At 56.2% G+C, this 18,655-nt stretch carries 14 protein-coding genes; 8 read left to right on the top strand and 6 right to left on the bottom strand.

Annotated features, from left to right (window positions below; all coding sequences use genetic code 11):
* Nucleotides 1-56: 56 nt before the first annotated feature.
* Nucleotides 57-734 (bottom strand): hypothetical protein, encoded by a 678-nt coding sequence (locus V3C19_RS02835; RefSeq protein ID WP_130083104.1) that lies wholly within the window; start codon nt 732-734, stop codon nt 57-59.
* A gap of 77 nt (nt 735-811) precedes the next feature.
* Complete coding sequence (locus tag V3C19_RS02830; protein WP_130083105.1) at nt 812-1,792, bottom strand: hypothetical protein; 981 nt, start codon at nt 1,790-1,792, stop codon at nt 812-814.
* Between the two features lie 1,089 nt (nt 1,793-2,881).
* Here V3C19_RS02830 and V3C19_RS02825 point away from each other — a divergent pair.
* The 8 genes from V3C19_RS02825 to V3C19_RS02790 all read left to right on the top strand — a co-directional run bounded on the left by V3C19_RS02825 (nt 2,882) and on the right by V3C19_RS02790 (nt 14,588).
* On the top strand, nt 2,882-3,376 hold the full coding sequence (locus V3C19_RS02825; RefSeq protein WP_130083106.1) for a YbhB/YbcL family Raf kinase inhibitor-like protein: 495 nt from the start codon (nt 2,882-2,884) through the stop codon (nt 3,374-3,376).
* An 820-nt stretch (nt 3,377-4,196) separates the two neighbouring features.
* Nucleotides 4,197-5,222: an AAA family ATPase gene (locus V3C19_RS02820; RefSeq protein WP_130083107.1), complete on the top strand. Its 1,026-nt coding sequence runs from the start codon at nt 4,197-4,199 to the stop codon at nt 5,220-5,222.
* Nucleotides 5,223-5,241: 19 nt separating this feature from the next.
* Nucleotides 5,242-6,882 (top strand): hypothetical protein, encoded by a 1,641-nt coding sequence (locus tag V3C19_RS02815; RefSeq protein WP_153812531.1) that lies wholly within the window; start codon nt 5,242-5,244, stop codon nt 6,880-6,882.
* A complete protein-coding gene (locus V3C19_RS02810) occupies nt 6,879-7,877 on the top strand; it encodes an ABC transporter ATP-binding protein (RefSeq protein WP_130083108.1) in 999 nt (332 codons plus the stop codon). Before V3C19_RS02815 ends, V3C19_RS02810 begins: the two co-directional genes overlap by 4 nt.
* Nucleotides 7,874-9,361, top strand: a complete 1,488-nt coding sequence (locus V3C19_RS02805; RefSeq protein WP_295874184.1) for a hypothetical protein — start codon at nt 7,874-7,876, stop codon at nt 9,359-9,361. Before V3C19_RS02810 ends, V3C19_RS02805 begins: the two co-directional genes overlap by 4 nt.
* A gap of 50 nt (nt 9,362-9,411) precedes the next feature.
* Nucleotides 9,412-10,284, top strand: a complete 873-nt coding sequence (locus V3C19_RS02800) for a DUF58 domain-containing protein (RefSeq protein WP_295931717.1) — start codon at nt 9,412-9,414, stop codon at nt 10,282-10,284.
* 27 nt (nt 10,285-10,311) lie between these two features.
* The gene (locus V3C19_RS02795; protein ID WP_295931720.1) at nt 10,312-12,042 is read left to right on the top strand and encodes a BatA domain-containing protein; all 1,731 of its coding nucleotides are present in this window, start codon (nt 10,312-10,314) and stop codon (nt 12,040-12,042) included.
* Nucleotides 12,039-14,588, top strand: a complete 2,550-nt coding sequence (locus tag V3C19_RS02790) for a VWA domain-containing protein (RefSeq protein ID WP_130083112.1) — start codon at nt 12,039-12,041, stop codon at nt 14,586-14,588. Before V3C19_RS02795 ends, V3C19_RS02790 begins: the two co-directional genes overlap by 4 nt.
* Nucleotides 14,589-14,606: 18 nt before the next feature.
* Here the strand turns inward: V3C19_RS02790 and V3C19_RS02785 are convergent, their stop codons facing one another.
* From V3C19_RS02785 to V3C19_RS02770, 4 genes are all read right to left on the bottom strand, one after another.
* A complete protein-coding gene (locus V3C19_RS02785; protein ID WP_330937146.1) occupies nt 14,607-15,884 on the bottom strand; it encodes a hypothetical protein in 1,278 nt (425 codons plus the stop codon).
* A gap of 303 nt (nt 15,885-16,187) precedes the next feature.
* A complete protein-coding gene (locus V3C19_RS02780; RefSeq protein WP_295931726.1) occupies nt 16,188-16,802 on the bottom strand; it encodes a hypothetical protein in 615 nt (204 codons plus the stop codon).
* 297 nt (nt 16,803-17,099) lie between these two features.
* Nucleotides 17,100-18,128 (bottom strand): hypothetical protein, encoded by a 1,029-nt coding sequence (locus tag V3C19_RS02775; RefSeq protein WP_295931729.1) that lies wholly within the window; start codon nt 18,126-18,128, stop codon nt 17,100-17,102.
* 236 nt (nt 18,129-18,364) lie between these two features.
* On the bottom strand, nt 18,365-18,652 hold the full coding sequence (locus tag V3C19_RS02770) for a hypothetical protein (protein WP_154301743.1): 288 nt from the start codon (nt 18,650-18,652) through the stop codon (nt 18,365-18,367).
* Nucleotides 18,653-18,655: the final 3 nt, after the last annotated feature.

The raw sequence follows: 18,655 nt of genomic DNA, 5'->3' as shown, positions 1-18,655 counted from the left end.
AAAGCTCTTACGCTCCCATCCATTCCAGAATTTCTCTACCGTCCGGAGCCCCGGCATCAATCCGCACTGGAAACGGAAAAGCCGTCATCATCTTCATCCTCAGCAAATTCATGCTTCAGCAGAAACAGGCCGAAGACGTTCATCAGCACGCAGATCATGTAAAGGATCACGGACAGCGTAAGGAAAGTCATCCATACTCCGGAAGGAAGGTACAGCACAATCACCACCCCCGCCAAAACACTGAAAACCAGTCCCAGATAAGTCATGGGCGCCTTCTTGACGAGATCCCACCAGCCGGAGGGGGAAAGGCCGTCAAAACTGTCCAGGAGAGCCGTTCTCATAAATATCCCGGGGAAATAGATAACCCCCACTATCATGAAAAACCATGCCGGAAGAGCGTCCGGCTCCCAGTCAACCATATTCAGGTAAATGGAAAAGGGGAGAAAGGAAATGACGGCGCACACAAGAGTCCTCACATAAGGCAGAAAAAGAGACTCAAACCAGCCCTCCAACTCGGGGAAATGGCAGATTCCCTCATCGCCCATAGCGGACTGCCTCACCATTTTCATACAGAAGGCGCACATAAAGGGGCCGAGGAAGCAGAAATTGGCAATCCAGCCGAGCACGGGAGCCCACAAGGCCAGGTACATCGCCCAGACGATCAGTACACTGAAAACAAAAACCATGGGACGTTCCCGGAAAGGATAACCCAGAGAGGAAAGGTAGTTGGACATATACAAATATCTTAGGACATTCTCTTTACATCGTCAATGCATTATTATCCATTTTCCAACAAATTTACAATACTCTGTCAGGAATAAAAATTCTCCACCGCACAGGCAATTCTTTCCATCTCCTCCCTGCCGCAACGCTGGTCTACAGGCAGGGGCAGCAGGTTCAACGCCAGCTTCCGTTCCGCTCCGTCAAACGGAGCCCATTCCAGAACTTCCGGCCACAACAGGGGAATCAGAATATGCGCGTCTATCAGCGCATCCCGCAATTCCGGCAATCCCGTCCGGAACGGATAGCAATATGGAGCAGACATGGTGCCTACATCCGGAGACAGCCTGTTCAAATGTCCCAGACGTTCATGCAGGAACAAGAAATTTTCCAACCTCCGGCGCCGTGCGCTTTCATAATCAATGCCGTTGATCAGGCATTCCGTCAAACGGGACATGCGGCGCAGGGGGGCCGACTTCAGGCGCCGTTCGCTCCGTTCACATGCGCAAGAGGCCGCCTCCGGTCCGCAGGCCGCGCATTCCAGCAAAAAAGCGGCATGAGGAAGGGACTCGTCCTGCTCTTCCAGTTCCAGGCACGGACGGTCCATCACGACCACGCCGCCGTCCGGCAGGCCGGAAAATTTGCGCGGGCTGTACAGGGCCGCTGTTCGGGGGCGCGGCGAAGAATACAATGCCAGCGCATTGTCCACAATCAGCCTTTCCCCGTACCGGGCCGCCAGCATATTCACGCATGCCTCCTTAATGCCGAAGTAATTGGCGTACAGGAAATACTCTCCTTCCTCCAGAACAGGCAGGCTTTCCGGTTCCAGCCCTTCGTTAATGCGGTAAAAGGAATACGGGATACGGAGCAGCTCCATTGGTTCCAGAATCGTGGCGCATGTGTACCAGGGGACATAAATGCGGCGCACGTCGCCCAGACAGCGCAGAATGTATTCCAGAGCCCGCCTCCCGGAATTCACGGCCACGCTCCGCCCCGCATGCCATTGCGGGAAATTGCCGTACTCCGGCAATTCCAGCCCGAAAAACCCGCCTATGTCCATGCTCTTTTCCATGCACACCGAACAATACCGCATTTGATCCCAAAAAGGAAGCGCCACAGTTTCAGGGATCGCCGGCCGATGAACCACGAAGGCCGGACCTCATTCAATTTTCTGCCGTTTCAGCTTCTGCAAGGCTTCCAAGAGATTCGGCTCTTCATGGGGCGCTGCCTTGCTGGCCGTAGCACCATTTTTCAAATGTCCAAGCTACTATTATAACATATCTACTGGAAAGAATTGAAAATACAGGAAGAATTGGAGCAGAGATCTATTTCTTGTGTTGGATTCGAGATTGATGAAGCAATTCAATACATGGAGAAATTTTCTCTTGCTTCGGCAATATCTCTTTGGACTAAAGTATATGGAATATACTAAACAGCTACCGGATAAGGAAAACGACCGTCCCTACTGCGCCGGACAGAAAGTCCTAAATGAGGTGACCCGCCAGATTATCGCCCTGGCGAAGGCCAATGGATGGAGCAAAGACCGATCAAGTCACGGAACCCGGTACGATGGAGCCGCCTTGCTTCCTGCCTCCTGTCAGCGAAGGGGAAACCCGTAGCATGGCCGTTGCGAAGGAAGCAACCTGTCCGGATTCCGGATGAAATCAACGACAAGACGGCGGATTTCTTCTTTACTACGGAGTTGAGAACGGAACGTGGAGATATCCGTATTCTGAATGAGGAAATTGGTAAAATGACCTTCCAGCGGCCCTTGAACTATCGGGAACTTGTCCCCGGCCAGGAATATCATGCGACAATTTCGGTGTGCCTGGATGAAGTCGATCTGGAAGACAGGGAACAATGTTCTTGTGTACTCGAAACGCCATAAATCACGTAAATTATTCGTTAACAACAGAAAATAAATTAAGCATTCTCGGAAAAACATTCTGACCCTGCTGGCGGATTTCGAAAAGGAGAGGGACATTTCCTGGATTCCCGGCTTGACCGAACATGACTGGGAAGGCAGGATCAAGAAGGAGTGAATACAGTCCATGCGCGACAGGACCGAATCCACGCTGCGGGAGCAGTTCCCCGGAAAAGGTGCCCCTGAGACGGCCTCCGCATTTTGAACGAATCATCCACAGACAAAATCATCACCCCCATGCCATCAACATTCACTCTTCACAGCAACGACCTCGGCGGAGTAGTCCAGCAGCCCCAGCGGCACTTCAGTGTGGGCGGCGGAAACCGTTCCCCCCAGCTTTCCTGGATCAATCCTCCGGAAGGGACAAAAAGCTTTGCCATTACCATCCATGATCCGGACGCGCCCACGGGCAGCGGCTTCTGGCACTGGCTGGCCGTCAATCTGCCTTCCTCCGTCCGGGAATTGCCCTCCGGCGCGGGAGACCCTGCCCTGGGCCTGATGCCGGAACAGACTGTCCAGATACGCAACGACGCCGGTTTTGCAGGATACAGCGGCAGCTTCCCGCCCGCAGGCCACGGATGGCACCTGTACCTGGTTACTGTGTACGCGCTGGACACGGATTCCCTGCCCGTGGCGGAAGATACCCCGGCCGCCCAGGTGGGGTTCCAGCTCTGGCAGCACACGCTGCAAAAAGCCTCCATCGTCTTTTACGACCGGGTGGAGACGAAATGAGCTCCATATTCTTCCTTCCTCCCGTCTTGCAGGATAGCGTCATCATTTTCTTCCGGACCGCTTCTGCCGTTTTCTTCCTCCCGTGCGTATGAAGCCCCCTGCACACTCCTGAGGAAAATCCATATCCAGCATGAAAAAACGCTATTCCTTCTCGTCGCAGCCTTTTCATACCTCCTGTCCTTCGCCGTCTTCTTCCTGCTGAAATGCACCTGTACCGGCGATACGAGATATGGCGTCAACAACGGGTTCAATGACCGGGGTAACCTGCTGTGCCGGGCCGCGGCGGCTTCCAACGTCATCAAGTACCGGCGGAGCTCCCATGCCTGGTCATGGCATCCTCCCCGGCATCCCGCCGAAAACTCCCACAGATACAGCCATTCAGACATTTTCCAGTCCTCCGTGGACAACTGACCCAACAATGGAGGATACCATAAAAACGCCCTGTCAGAGTGGCTCGGCCTCACGGTTGAAATCAAGGGCTCCCAGGGAGCCGCACTGAATCCCAAGTCCACGGCGAGCGGACTGGCAGAATTTCCCGGTCATGCAGCAATCCCGGGTATTTCCCATCCGGCAGGGCCCGGAACCACCGGACAATCCGCCCCAAGCCTCTCTGGAAAAACCCGCGTACCATCAACTTACTCTCACAACAGAGCGCTTCCTCGGTCAGCTCTCTCTTGCGGCAATGCGGAAAAAGAAGAGGCTGCACAAGGATTTCCCTTTCTGCTTGCGGACTACAGGAATCTATGTCATAAAACCGAATCAGAATCCAACCACCCCCGGTGCTGTCGCCCAAGGTTCCACGGCCGCCGGGTTGACCCCTATGAACGCTCCTCCCTCTCTCTCTCAGGAAGAACTCGGCACTGCCGTGCAAAAGCTTGACGCCCTGGCCTCCGCCATGAACCAGGTTCTGTTCGGCAAGGAAAATCTCATTGAACTCATCCTCACCGGCGTTCTGGCCCGCGGCCACATCCTGCTGGAGGGCTTGCCCGGACTGGGCAAAACGGAACTGGTCAAGGGGCTTTCCAAGGCGCTGGACATCACGGCAAGGCGTGTGCAGTTCACCCCGGACCTGCTGCCCGGAGACATCACGGGCACCCCCGTCCTGCAGGAGGCGGACGGGAGAAAATCCTTCGTCTTCCAGGAAGGCCCCGTATTCGCCAACATCATGCTGGCGGACGAAATCAACCGGGCCTCCCCCAAAACCCAGTCCGCCCTGCTGGAAGCCATGCAGGAAAGGAAGGTCACCGTCATGGGCCAGTCCCATTCTCTTCCGGAGCCTTTCTTCGTGCTGGCTACCCAGAACCCCATTGAACTGGAAGGCACCTACCCGCTGCCGGAAGCCCAGCTTGACCGCTTCCTGTTCAAGATCAACGTAGGCAGAAATCCCGCGGAGGTGCTGACCCGCATCGTCCTCAACCGTGAAATGGGCATGGAACCAGCCGTTCCCCGCGTGCTGGACGCGGAGGAACTTCTCCGCCTGATGGAACTTGCCCGGCGGATCGCCATCCCGGATGCCGTGGCCGGATACATCGGGAGGCTCGTCAACGCCACCCATCCCGGCGAATCGGAAGCGGCCCGCGGTGTCAAATACGGGGCCAGCCCCCGCGCCGCCCTGGGCCTGGCCGCCGCCGCCAAGGCACGCGCCCTGCGCCAGGGACGCCCCTTCTGCTCCTTTGAAGACGTGCAGGCCGTCATCCGTCCCGTGCTGGAACACCGCATCCTGCTGGACCACATGGCGAAGCTGGAAGGAGCGACTCCCGGAGACGTCGTGGAACGGCTCCTGAAAGAAATTCCGGCCCAGGACAAGCCCCTGCCACATTCTCTCGCCGCAGCTAAAATCCATTAATCCCACCCCCTGTTCAACCATGTTCCGCCAGTTGCTGAAACGCCGTGGACTGCTCTTCGCCTTTCTTCTGCTTCCGCCGTCCGCCCTTGCGGCCCCTGCGGGAAGCGCGGAAAAATCCCCTCGAATTGAAGTAAGCTCCCCCTGCGACAAATTCCCGCGCAATTCCATCTCCCCAGCCCGTGTCCTGATAGAAAACGTCCCGAACGGGAAAGACACCCATACCTTTGAATTCCAGACTTTGTGGAACGACAACAGCAGGCAGAGGTATTCCTTCTCCGTTCCTCCGGGACAAACGCGGCAGGCCGTCATCTATCCGTCCATGACGGACATCCAGCTCTTATACCGATACCGGAATTCCGTGGATGAATCCATCAGCCTGTTCGCCGTCAGTGAAGACGCGCCCTTCTTCGCCGTTCTTCAGGAAAAAACGCCGTCCGAATGGAATATGTTGTCCCACAGTCCCTTCAACGCGCAGGTGAATACCTTTGACCTGATGGACTGGCCGGCGGACTACCGCATGTATGCAGCCCAGAACTGCATCATCATTCCTGAAAAGCTATATGCGTCTTATCTGGACGAGCCCCACAGGAAAGCTCTCCGCCAGTGGGTGCTGGGGGGAGGGAGCCTCTGGCTCATTGGGGACCGGGGGAGGAAAATCACCGCCGCCCCTCTGGGCCGCGGTCTTATTCTTCACGTACCTTCCCTGGAAGGAATGACGGACAAGGAAAAGGAAGCGGCACTCCTCAAGCTGAAAACTGAAACCAAGGATATTTTTCCCGTAAAGGTTGACGGATATTACGACACGCCTTTTCATCCGAAGACGCCGGATGCCTTTCCCTACTTTTTCACCACCCCGTCTTTCCTGCTCGGCCTTATTCTGGCGGCCTTTGCCGTACTGGTGGGACCGGTCTGCCTGCTGCGGTGGGCTCCCGTCGGCAAACGGCAGCGCCTGTTCATCCTGATTCCCTCTATTTCCCTGGGTATTTCCATTCTTTTGGCGGCCGTCATCCTGATCGGGGACGGAACGGGAGGACGCGGGAGCCGTGCCGTGCACATCCTGGTCAACCCGCAGGACCATACGGGACTGATCACCCAGAGCCAGGTCTGCCAAACTCTTATTCTGACGAATAATGAATTCACGCTCCCGGAAGACGTCCACCTCCAGGGCTGCCGTCTGGAGAAGGAAAAATTCCAAACCTTCCATGCAAACGGATATGCCCGGGAAAAACTGGAAAACTACTTGCGGGAGGGGAATTTGTGCAGCGGCGGCTGGTTCACCAGCCGATCCACCCTTGAGCACAGGCTGACGCGTCCCATCACCACCAGGGCGGCCGTTACCGTTATTCCCATGCCGCAGCCGGACGGAGCGCCGGTCTTGCAGAGCACCTTCCCGGGCGCCCTGTCCAACCTCATTTACCGCGACGCCTCCGGAACGTACTGGCGCATTCCAAACCTGCCGCCAGGAGAAAGGAAGACAGCCGTCCGGAGTGAAAAAATACCTTCTGAAACACCGCCTCCGGGCCATTTCCACGCGGAAATGATATCCACGGAAGGAGAATTGGGCCCCATTCCCACCCTGGACTCCATCAAGTGGGAAAACACCCGCATCACCGTCTCCGGCCCCGCCGCCGGAAACCAGCCCCTCCCCCAACAGCCATGACAGAGCCCATTTTGCTTGAAGTTTCCGGACTGTCCAAATCCTTTGACCAGGTTAAAGCCGTCAGCGGCGTCTCCTTCCAAATCAGGAAGGGGCAGGTCGTAGGCCTGATCGGCGCCAACGGTGCCGGAAAGACGACCACCATGCGCATGCTCGCCACTCTGGAACTCGCCGACTCCGGAAGCATCCTGATCAACGGCATTAACGCCGTGGACCATCCCAACGAGGTGCGTCCTCTGATCGGCTGGATGCCGGACTACTTCCATCCCTACAAAAACACCAGCGTCCGGGAATACCTGGACTTCTTCGCCAGGGCATACGACATTCCGGGCAGCCGCCTGCTTTTCGCCGTGGATGAAGTGCTGGACTTTACGGAACTGGGAGAACTGCAAACGCGGCTCATCAACAAGCTCTCCAAGGGGCAGACCCAGCGCCTGTGCCTGGCGCGCACCCTGGTCAGCGATCCCGAACTCCTCATTCTGGACGAACCCGCCGCCGGGCTGGACCCAAAGGCGCGCATGGAATTCAAAAACCTGGTGCATCTGCTCAAGGCCAGGGGAAAAACCCTGCTCATCAGCTCCCACATCCTCTCCGAACTGGGGGAAATGTGCGACTCCCTGATTTTCATGGATGGAGGTTCCATCGTCCATGACGGCGACAAAAGCTCCCTGTTGCACCATCAGGAGGAAACCGGCTGGCCCTTTGAAGTGAAAATCGCCGGAGAAAACACCGCTCCTCTGGAAGAATGGATGGCCATTCATCCCGGCTGGAAAGTGCGTTCCGTGCAGGAAAACGGCGTTACGGCCACTTTCTCCTCCTGTGAGCCGGAGCTGGTCGCCAGGGAACTCAGGCAGCTCTGCGCAGACCTGCCCGTCATCGAGTTCCACCGCAGCGAACGCCGGCTGGAAGAAGCCTTCGTCGATATCCTGCTTAACAAGAATAAAAAACCGGACTCCGCGTCCGGACAAACCGTCTCTCCCTCCTCATCCGCCTCATGAGCACGCCCACTACCCCCTCCCCGGACTTTCCGTCATGGTTTCCCTCCGCCCTGGTCAAGGAGTTGCGGCAAGGACTGCGCACGCTTTCCTTCATTCTGCTCCTCAGCCTGTTCCCGGCGGCGCTGGCCCTGTTCTTCCTGTTCAGCTTCATTCCGGACCCCACCGGCGACGGAACTCTTATCAGTTCGGGCGTCTGCAACAGCATTTTCTGGACCTTCCTGATATTCGTCGTAGCGGGAGCCATTCCCTTCCGGGCACTCTTCTCCATCAGGGAGGAGCTGGAATCCCGCAACAGCGAACTCCTGCTCCTTACTAGGCAGACCTCGGGACGCATCATCATGGGCAAGTGGGCTTCCTTCATGGCGCAGGCCCTGCTCATCATTTTCATCTGCCTGCCCTTCGCCTTCATCAGGTACTATTACGGACAAATCAACCTGGTGCAGGACCTGACGGCCATCTCCTTCATCTATCTGGCCTGCGGCATTCTGACGGCATTCTGCCTGTGGGCGTCCGCACTGCCGCTGCTCCTGCGCCTAGCTACCATGGGCCTCCTCTTCCTCATTTGCAGCACGGGCCTCTCCCTGTTCAGCTCCGGTCTGGAAATCAATCTGTTCAAGGACGGATTCGGGATGGGACTGCTGCGGACAGCCGTCATTCTGACGGACATATTCCTGGTCATCCGCACCCTGCTCATCCTGGCCCAGCGCTGGTTCGCTCCCATTGCGGAAAACACCTTCGCCCCCCTGCGCAAGACGCTCCTGCCTGTCTATGCCTCCACCATCGTATTCATGCTCTTGATTCTGGACTCTCCTTCCCTGGTGAAATCCATCGCCACCGTCCACCTCATTTTCCTGTGGCTCTACAGCATCTTCCTGATCGTCATCGAACTGACGACTCCCTCCTCCCTGCTCCCCATTCATGTGCAGCAGATGGATGAAAAGCCGGCGAGATGGTTCCAGCGCCTGTTCTTCCTGCCGGGGATGCCCGGAGTCTTCTTCTTCTCCATCCTGACAGCCTTTCTCATTGGCATTTCCGGCTATCTCTTCCATCTCATGGAACATCCCACAAGCTCTGGAAACGGAATCCAGTCGATTCTGTTCATGATCTGCCTGACCATCTTCGGGTGGTATGCCGTCGTCATGCCGGCCCTTGTGCTGAAACCGGCCTGGAAAAGGCTGAAAAACAATACGCTGCTCGTCTATATCCTTTTCTGGAGCATTTCCTCCTTCTTCCTGGTTCTTCTGATATCCATGGAAGGTTATCTGCCCCTCCTGCCCGGCAGCACCTTCTTTGCCCTCCTCAGCAAACAGGAAATAGCTACATTCGACACGTCCGGCTTCTTCATCTTCTTTGCCCTGCTGGAACTGATGGCGGCTTTCCTGATGATGGGACTGAGCAACGGAGAATGGTTTGCCACCCTGAAAAAATCCTTGAATTCCCGCCAGGGTGGAGAAAAACAGGAAGACGGAGCGGAACAGCCCTGACAAAAGCCGCCTGAGCCGCGACCACGACGAAATTTTTCCCCGCCATGTTCATGGAAAACGCATCCCCTTCCTCCACAGGCATCCGGCAGGAAGCCGAGCAGGCGGCCCGGCGCTTCCGCCTGCCTTTTTCCCGCCAGGCGTGGAAAGGGGTGCAGGGCGGCTGGGCGGGACGGGAAACCGGCAACTCCATAGACTTTCAGGACCACCGCGCCTACCAGTGGGGGGACGATCCGCGCGGCATCCACTGGGCGGCCTACGCCCGGACCGGCCAGCTCACCATGAAGGTTTATCAGGCGGAATTGTCGCCCCTGGTGGACATTGCCGTGGATGTTTCCGAATCCATGTTTCTTTGCGAAGAACGGGCCGCGGCAACGGAGGCCCTGCTGCAATTCTGCATGCTTTCCTCCCTGCAGGCGGCCGCGCAGGTGCGGATGCACGCCGTCAAGGGGCGGCACGGCATTCCGCTGGAAATGGAAGACGTCCACTCGGGCCGCTGGCGCGCCGGACTGCCGGAGCTGCCCGCGGATGAAACCATGCCCGTCCCTGCCTTCTGGCGCGCCAACGGCCTGAAAATATTCATCTCCGACCTTCTCTATCCGGGGGAACCCTCCGCCCTGCTGGCTCCGATGACCTCCCGGGGCGGCCTGTCCCTGATCCTGGCCCCCACTCTGCCGGAAGAAGCCGTACTCCCTGAAACCGGCAATGTCCACCTGAAGAATTGTGAATCCGGCGCCATCCGCAACCAGTACATATCCTCCGGCCTGTCCAGGCGTTATACCCGTGCCTATGCCGTCCACTTTGAACTATGGGCCGCGGCCTGCCGGCGGCACCAAGTCCTCTTCTCCCGCATTCCCTGCAACCTGCCTCTGACGAAAGCCCTGGCGGCGGAAGCCTTCAGCGGCGGGGCCGTGGAGCTCGCCTGATTCCCAACGTCCGCCTTCTTTCTCCCCATGCTCCCTCATCTCACCAACACGGCCGGCCTGTGGGCGCTCCTGGGAATACCCCTCATCCTTGCCATCCACTTTCTTCAGCACAGAACGCGGGTACGCCTTACGGCCACCATGTTTCTGCTGGAATCCCTGGCCCCGGAGGTAGCCACGGGAAAGAACTGGGACAGGCTGCGCTCCTCCCGCGCCCTGTGGCTCCAATTGCTCGCGGTCCTGTTGCTGGCATGGGTGCTTGCCGCGCCGTGCTGGGTCCGGCAGGATGCGGAGCAGACGGTCGTCTTCATCATGGATGACTCCGCAAACATGTACCCTTTCCGTGAAGAAGCCGTTCAGGCCGTGGCCGAAGACATGGAAAACATCGGAAAACAGGGCATCCCCACCACCTGGGTTCTGATGGGAAGCCGCCCGGCGCGCCTGCCCTTCTACCGCGGGAACAACAGGAACGCCGCCCTCCAGGCCCTTTCCCGGTGGATGCCGGACGCCGCCACCCACGACCTCTCCGAATCCCTGCGTACGGCAGCCTTCATGGCCGGAGCCGGCGGCCTCACACGCCTGGTTACCTGTACCCCGGAACGGGTTCCTGCCGGCCAGCCGGCCCGCGGCGTGGGCAGGCCGCTTGACAACGCCGGATTTGCGGGCATCACGCACATGGAAGGGCCGGGAGAGCCGCGTTGGAGAATCGCCGTAAAAAACAACTCTGCCGCCCCTGTCCAGAAAACCGTCTCCGTCCGCGCGGGAGATGTGGCTCAGGAACAGTCACTGACGCTCCATCCCGGCGCCGTCGCGGAATTTGAATATACTCTGCCGCCCGGCTGCGGCACGGCCGTGCTCCGTCTTGCGCCCGATGCCTTCCCGCTGGACAACGTTCTGCCGCTGGTACGCCCCGCCCCCAAACCGGTCGCCGTGGAAATGCAGGTTCCGGAAAAAACGGCCGATGTTTTCCGGAAAATCTATTCCGGCCTGCCCGGCTTCTCCTCCGGCTCTTCCACGGATTCCACGGCTACGCTCCGCATCTTTGTTGAAGACAAGGCAGACGCCCACCGGCCTCACGGCGCGGCCATCATTCTGGGGCGCCCGGCGGAAAAATCCTCAGGAATACGTACCGTGACGGCGGAACGGCATCCCCTGACGGACGGCCTGAACTGGAGCGGGCTGCTTGTGCCCGGCACCGGAAGCATGGCTCCGGGGGAAAACGCTACGATGCTGCTCTGGCGGGAAAACACCCCCCTGGCGTGGCTGGAAGAAGGCGCTCTCTTCCTCAACTGGTCATGGGAAGACTCCAACGCGGACCGTCTGCCGGCCACCGTGCTGATGGTGCGCCGTTTCATGGAAGCCGTTCAGGCCCGCGCACCCGGCGTCACCACGGGCAACCTTCCCGGAGGAACGCGCCTCCGTCTCCCCGGAGGCTCCCGGATCATCCACACGGCGCCGGACGGGGAGCGGAAAGAAGAGCCCTTCTCCGGGCGCCTGCCGGAAGAACCCGGCTTCATCGACATTACCGGGACGCCTGCGGAAACGGCTCCTCACTTCCACGGGGCCGTCTGGTTCTCCGACGCCCGCATGGGCGACTTCTCCCACTGCTCCACTTTTGACAGCGGACTACAGGACCTGAAACAGGAAACGCGGCGGCATCTCGCGCCCGACCCTCTTGCCCCCCTGTGGCTGACCCTGGCCGGACTGGCCCTGATGGCCTCCTGGATACCGTCAACCCCCAACACCCTCCGGCGCCCATGATTCAATTTCTCTCTCCGGAATGGTTCTTCCTGGTTCCCCTGCTGGTTCTGGCAGGCTGGAAATACAAGCGGCTGCGCCTGGCTTCCCCGGTGCGCCTGCTGATCCAGGCCGTGCTGGTTCTGGCGCTGGCCCAGCCCGTGATAACCAGGGGCGGAAGCGACATGGACCTTTGGGTGCTGATCGACCAGTCCGGCTCCACGGACGGGGCCGCTGCCGCGGACGCTCCGGAAATCCAGTCCATTCTAGAACGCAGCAAGCGGCCGGGCGACCGCATCCGGCTGGTGGACTTCGCCCGTGAAGCCGTACTCCGGGGACAGGGGGACCCTGTTTTCAATGGGGGCCCCTCCAATACATGCATGGCGGAAGCCCTGGCCTATACCCTGGCACAAATGGAGCCGGACCGCGTCAACCGCATCCTGATGGTCACGGACGGCTGGCCCACCAGTCCTCTGGACACCACGCCGGAACAGCTCCTCCGCGCCAGGGTTCCCGTGGACTACCGCATGATCTCCGTCAACCGGGAGGCGGACATCCGCATCGATCATATCAAGGCCCCCGCGCGCATCCGTCCGGGGGAAGCCTTTTTGCTGGAGGTCGCCATCGCCGGGCCGCCCGGTTCCGGGGCCGTGGTCCCCTGGAGGATAAGCAGAAACGGCGGAACACCCCTGACGGGACAGGCGGTTCTGGTTGACGGAAAAGCCGTCGTACGGCTGACAGACCGCCTTTCCACTCCCGGATGCGCAGCTTATGAAGCATTCATCTCCCCTCCCGGCGATCCCGTGACGGGCAACAACCGGGCGGAACAGCTTGTGGAAGTAACGGGAGGCAGCAAGGTACTGCTCCTTTCCGGCTATGACCGGGACCCGCTTGTCCCCTTCCTTGCCGCACAGGGATTCGACGTTCAGCGCCCGGCGGATCCCCTGCAGCTGGACTCCGGCCACCTGTCGGGAGCCGGCCTGGTAATCATCAACAACCTCAGGGCCTCCGCCGTCTCCCGGAAATTCCTCCATGCCCTGAACTACTATGTGCGGGAACAGGGCGGCGGCCTGCTCATGGCCGGAGGCAGGCAAAGCTTCGGTTCCGGCGGCTACTTCTCCTCCCCCGTGGACGAACTGCTCCCCGTCTCCATGGAACTGAAAAAGGACCGGGCCGGCCTCCTCACTTCCATGAGCATCGTCCTGGACCGTTCGGGGTCCATGTCCATGTCAGCTTCCGGAGGCAAAACCAAGATGGACCTGGCGAATGCCGGCGCCTGCCAGACCATTCTGAACCTCGCGGATGAAGACTTCATCTCCGTCCACGCCGTCGACAGCTCTCCGCACGCCATTGTGGATATGAGCCGGATAGGCCCCAACCGGGACCAAATGCTCCGCAGCGTCTCCCGCATCCAGTCCATGGGCGGCGGCATCTTCGTGGGGGAAGGGCTCAGGGCCGGATGGGCGGAACTGCAAAAAACACAGGCGGGAACCAGGCACCTGATCCTCTTTTCCGACGCCGGCGACTCCGAAGAACCGGACGACTATAAAACCACGCTGAGCGAAATGACCCGGGCAGGCGCCACTGTCAGCGTCATTGCCCTGGGAACGGAAAAAAGCCAAGACGCCGAACTGCTCAAGGAAATAGCCGAATTGGGACAAGGCCGCATCTTCTTCTGCGACCGCCCGGGAGACATTCCCGACATCTTCACGCAGGAAACCATCTCCGTGGCCCGGGCCGCCTTTCTGGAGGAACAGACGCCCCTGCACGGCACGGCCGGATGGAACCAGATTGCCGCGGCACAGCCGGACTGGCCCCGGACGATAGACGGATACAACCTCTGCTACCTGAGGGATGAAGCCACTGCCGCCTGCATCTCCGCCGACAGCTACCAGGCTCCCCTGATCTCCTTCTGGAACCGGGGGGCGGGACGCGTAGCCGCCGTCGCCTTTGCGCTGGGCGGCCCTTTCGGGCAGTCCGTGCAGAACTGGGAGGGATACGGAGACCTGGTCCAGACCCTCTCCCGCTGGCTCAACAGACAGGACGCGCCGCCGGGCTATTCCGTGCGTACGGAAACCGTCGGAGACCGCCTGTTCGTCCACCTCTATTACTGCGAAGAAAACATCCCGCAAATAGCGCGCCAAATGCCTGAAATCTCCCTGGAACTGGCAGGCCGCGAAGGCTCCCGCACCATTCAGGGCATCTGGGAGCATCTTCAGCCGGGAGCCTTCCGGTGCAGCTTCCCCCTGCCTCCCGGAACTACGGCGCGCGGAGCCGTCCGCATAGGAGGGAAGGCAATGCCTTTCGGCCCCGTCAACCAGAATCTGGACCCGGAATGGGCCATGTCGCGCCCGGCCCGGCAGGCCTTTCTGGACATGGTGCAAAGGTCAGGCGGCCGGGAAAGGCTGGACCTGCCCTCCATCCTGAACGAACCGCGGCCCACCTCCCGCCTTGACCTTCAGCCCTTCCTGCTGTGGGGGCTCCTGGTCCTGCTTGTCACGGACGCCCTGCTCACGCGGACGGGGCTTTTACCGGGTACAAAACGCGCCGGGCGGGAATCCGCGGAATAACACCAGGCGGCAAGCCCGTCACTTGAAAATTCCTTTCAACGCGGACTGTTCCCGGGGCGTCAGGTTCTCCGACCAGACCGCATCCCCGCCGCGGGCGGGCTGCGCGGCACGGCCGCCGCTCTCCATGCCGCTGCTGCCCTCTTCCGGAGAAGGGGAAGAAACCTCTACTCCCGCCACAGAGCCCAGGGCGGCATGCTCCAGGTCTTCGTTATTCACCCGGTGTCTCCGGGTTCCCAGCTTCTCCCGCTCTTCCGTCCGAAAAGCCAGCGGAGCGTCTCCACGGCCGCGGGAAATCCCCATCTGCCCGGGCAATACCCCTTCTCCCGCGTTCCGACAGACCGGATCATCATCCGGAGACGCCACGCGGCACTCCTCGCACATCTCCTTCAACCGGGAGGAAGCATGCTTCAATCTTTCCTGCAGTCGGCGAAGAGTTTCCGGATCAATCCGGCGGGAAGAAGCGGAAGCCAGCTCATTCAACCGGGATTCCATCGTACTATCCATCCGCAAGCCAGAATGATCCAGGCCTTCCATGGCGGCACGCAACGCCTGTACAGCCTCCTGCATCCCCTCCCGGTTCTGCGCGTTGGGGGCGCCGGACATCGCCAGCGCCTCATTCGTCTGCTGCAAACGGCCGCCCAATTCCTGCATGGCCGTTCCGATCTTGTTCCTCAAGGCATCCAATGCCTCAAGCCCTGCGTGGGAATACATCTCTTCCCGGGACATCTGCTTCAAAGCCTCCAACTGCTCACGGAACGGCTCCACGGACGTTTTTTCCACTTCCTCCATCTTCTCTATTTCATCCAACGCGGTCTCCGCCTGAACAAGAGCTGGCGGAACATCGGGAAGGGTCGGCCTGATCTCCATCTGCGGCAAGGGAAGAAGCGCCCCGCACCAGGCCAGGGCCAGCCCTGCGGCCATCCACGCCAGCGGACTCCAGGAACGCACCCGCACCACGGAACCGCCCTGCCGCACCGTACAGGCAGGCATTCCCTCATCCCCCCATTGCACTCCGGCACTCAACGCCGCATTCAGTTCAAGCTGTTCATCCATCAACGCAGCCGCATCCCGCAGGCTGAACATGCGGCCCCGGAGAACCCGCCAGCCCCAAAACACCAGAAACATCAAAGCCGCTAAAACGGACGCCTCAAACAGCCACGGCAGCTCCATCCCCATCCGGCGCCCTCCATACCAGACAAGCCCCAGCACCACTCCGGCCACAAAACAGGGAATGCACAAGGCTTCCGCCACCATCACGGCATTCACCAGACGCCGCAGCCGCAGAGCGCGCACCATCCCATTCTGTCCCTTTGCCGAATGCATAGTCACACATGTACTCAAAAATCAACTTCCCGGAAAGAGAAAAGTACAAATCTCCTCCCACTTAAAAAATACGGGAAACAACCGTGTAACCGCTGAATACGAACCATGTTTTACAGACGGATAAAAATATTGCCGGGATTCATGTCCGCATGGGACGGTTCCCTATTAACGAAGAGGATTCCAGCCCAGAAATATTCGGGATCAAATGGTCATCATGAAAGTCGTTATCATTAGTACGGCTTTTAAAATTTCCAGGAAAAGAAAATTTAACCCTCTCTATTGTTCTATTATTATTTCTGAAAAAAGTAAATGAGCGTTTTCAGAAATAAATTCTTTTATCATACAAGCATTCTTATTAGCGATTTCTTTTGAGGGATATGTAATCGTCTGGAACAACGGGACATGAATATTCCAAGGAGGGAATTTTCCTTTCCGGTGTATGATGATTTCACCTTTCAGAAAACTTCCTCTGGGTGAATCATATATTTCCAAGACAAGTCCTACTTTTTTATTTGCCAACCGACTTTTCCTGGAGATAAAGGCACCAATAAATGAAAATTGACCGCTTCCAAAAATGACTTTGCTTGAATACAAGTTATTTATAGAAGGAATCCCTGTAAAACAAACAGCACTTATAAAAATCATCAAAGGAAGAACCTCCAGACAATTGGCAGCATACTCCAAACCTGCAAAAATTGCGTAAATACAGTATAATGTTGACAATAAAAAACCGAGAAAAGGAATGAAAAACAATCCTGTTAGAAGGATTTTCCTCCACCAAGGTTCATATGACAACCTCTCAACCGTTAGAATTCCACCATCCAACGAAAAGGAAAGCGAGTAGCTTCCACGAGTGGAAAGACATTTATCCAAACCAAGTCTCCGTGTCATGCCAATTTCATATTAATAAAGAATACGGTGATTTACGGTATTTTTAGTAGGACGGGATAGAATAATGTCCCCAGATTTTTTCCTGGGCAATTACAGTTTCCACCTTTTTACATAAATCTGTGATATAGGAGTCCTACATGACACAGGCACCTCATGCAACACTTTCCTGTAACGAAATCTTGGCCGCCTCCCTATTGCCTGTTCTTAAACTCCTGCCGTTGAACCTTCATCACAGAATCGAGTTTCACAAGGAAAGATTTAGAAAAAATACCATGATAAAACTTATTACGATTTTCATTAAGATGAGAAACTATCGTCCTGCGGTATTTGCTCCATTGTACAGGCCCCGTTTTTTAAAGGAAACCGATAATATTTCGCAACGCCATGCCTGAAAGCAACTTTCCAATACAGAATAGCAACTGAAAGACACAACAAACCTGTTATCCAAAGCCTTCCGACAGGAATATCATTCATTTTCAAAAGGAAAAAACCATAACAATCTTTTAAGAAGGCATACAGCAATAGAATAAGAGGAATACCAAGATACCATTGGCAATTACGAGCAATAAATTGAAAAAATTGGTCACGTTTCAGTATTCTCCCGTTAACATCTTCAGGATCAGTGGAAAGTATTGTTTCTCCGTCTTTCTCTAATAATACAAACGAAGGAATGTCCGGAATAGGATCCCCAATGCAATTATGAGAAGGAGTCATTTCATTTTGCAAAAAACCTTCAATTGGTCTCATTGCATTCCATATCAGACATAAAGTAAAAATACACCATTGTTTTTCTAAAGGCATGTTAACAATTATATTTTCATCATTTTCATTTAAAAGACGAGAACGTCTGTAATACCCGCAAAAGGAGGCAAACACAGCGTCATTGCTTACAAGTAATGTTTCCCGGTAATTCCTAAATTTATTTGCATCATCATAAGAACATCCTTGAGCTCTAGCCCACAAAAATCTACGAGCACTATCATCCTGTATGATCTTTAAAAACCCCAATTTGGGATCTTCAAATTTAATTTCCCCATAAGAAATATATTGTGCAATATTTTTCCCGTTGAGAATAATATTCCCTTTGCCCCATGGCATAAAGAGCTTATTTACCCATTGGATGGAATCACTCATTGATTTCCGTATATCAACTTGAAGCTCCGAAGATTCTATAGATATATGCACACGGCATCTCTGAGGAAATGCTTCTACGGAATAATGACCACAAACAGACCCGTCCATTTTCAATAATGATCCATTGAGCGTTCTTTTACCAAGTACAAATTCATTTTTTTGATCTTGAAATACGCAGCTGAAAATACTCATACCTTTAATAACAATTTTATAAAATTTGAGGTGCCCAGAAATTAGGAAATTTAGAAGAATTTCCCCCTAAATTAACACTTAAAGAATTAGAGAAAAAAATATATATAAACAGTAGCGCTTGCCGATAAAGTTATTTCTGCTGTCTAGGATCTAGATTTTCCTCCTTGAAAAATCCGACATTGCTTATACGATAATTTAATGGATCCCTTAACTTCGGCACCAACAGAAATGTCAAATCAACTATCTTTTAGGGAAGCTTTGGCCCCTAAAATAATATAAGATTCCACACTTCCTGTAATGTACACTCGTCCCGTAATAGAACGTTTAGGGCATTTAGCTATATCAACAGATCCATCAATACCGATTTTAGCAGTATCTCCTACAGTAGCACCTGCTCTCAACCTAGCTTCCATACCTCTGATATTAATTTGTTTATCTATACTGGAAACACTAATCCCTATATCATATTCGCCATTTACATCAACATTAAACTTTGACGTATTAGGTGCGAAAATGAGATTCATGCT

The sequence above is a fragment of the Akkermansia sp. AE01SA01 genome, assembly GCF_036417395.1.
In the GTDB taxonomy this organism is placed as follows: Bacteria; Verrucomicrobiota; Verrucomicrobiia; order Verrucomicrobiales; family Akkermansiaceae; genus Akkermansia.
The sequence above is the reverse complement of the archived record's forward strand: the minus strand, read 5'-3'. Positions and strand labels throughout refer to the sequence as shown.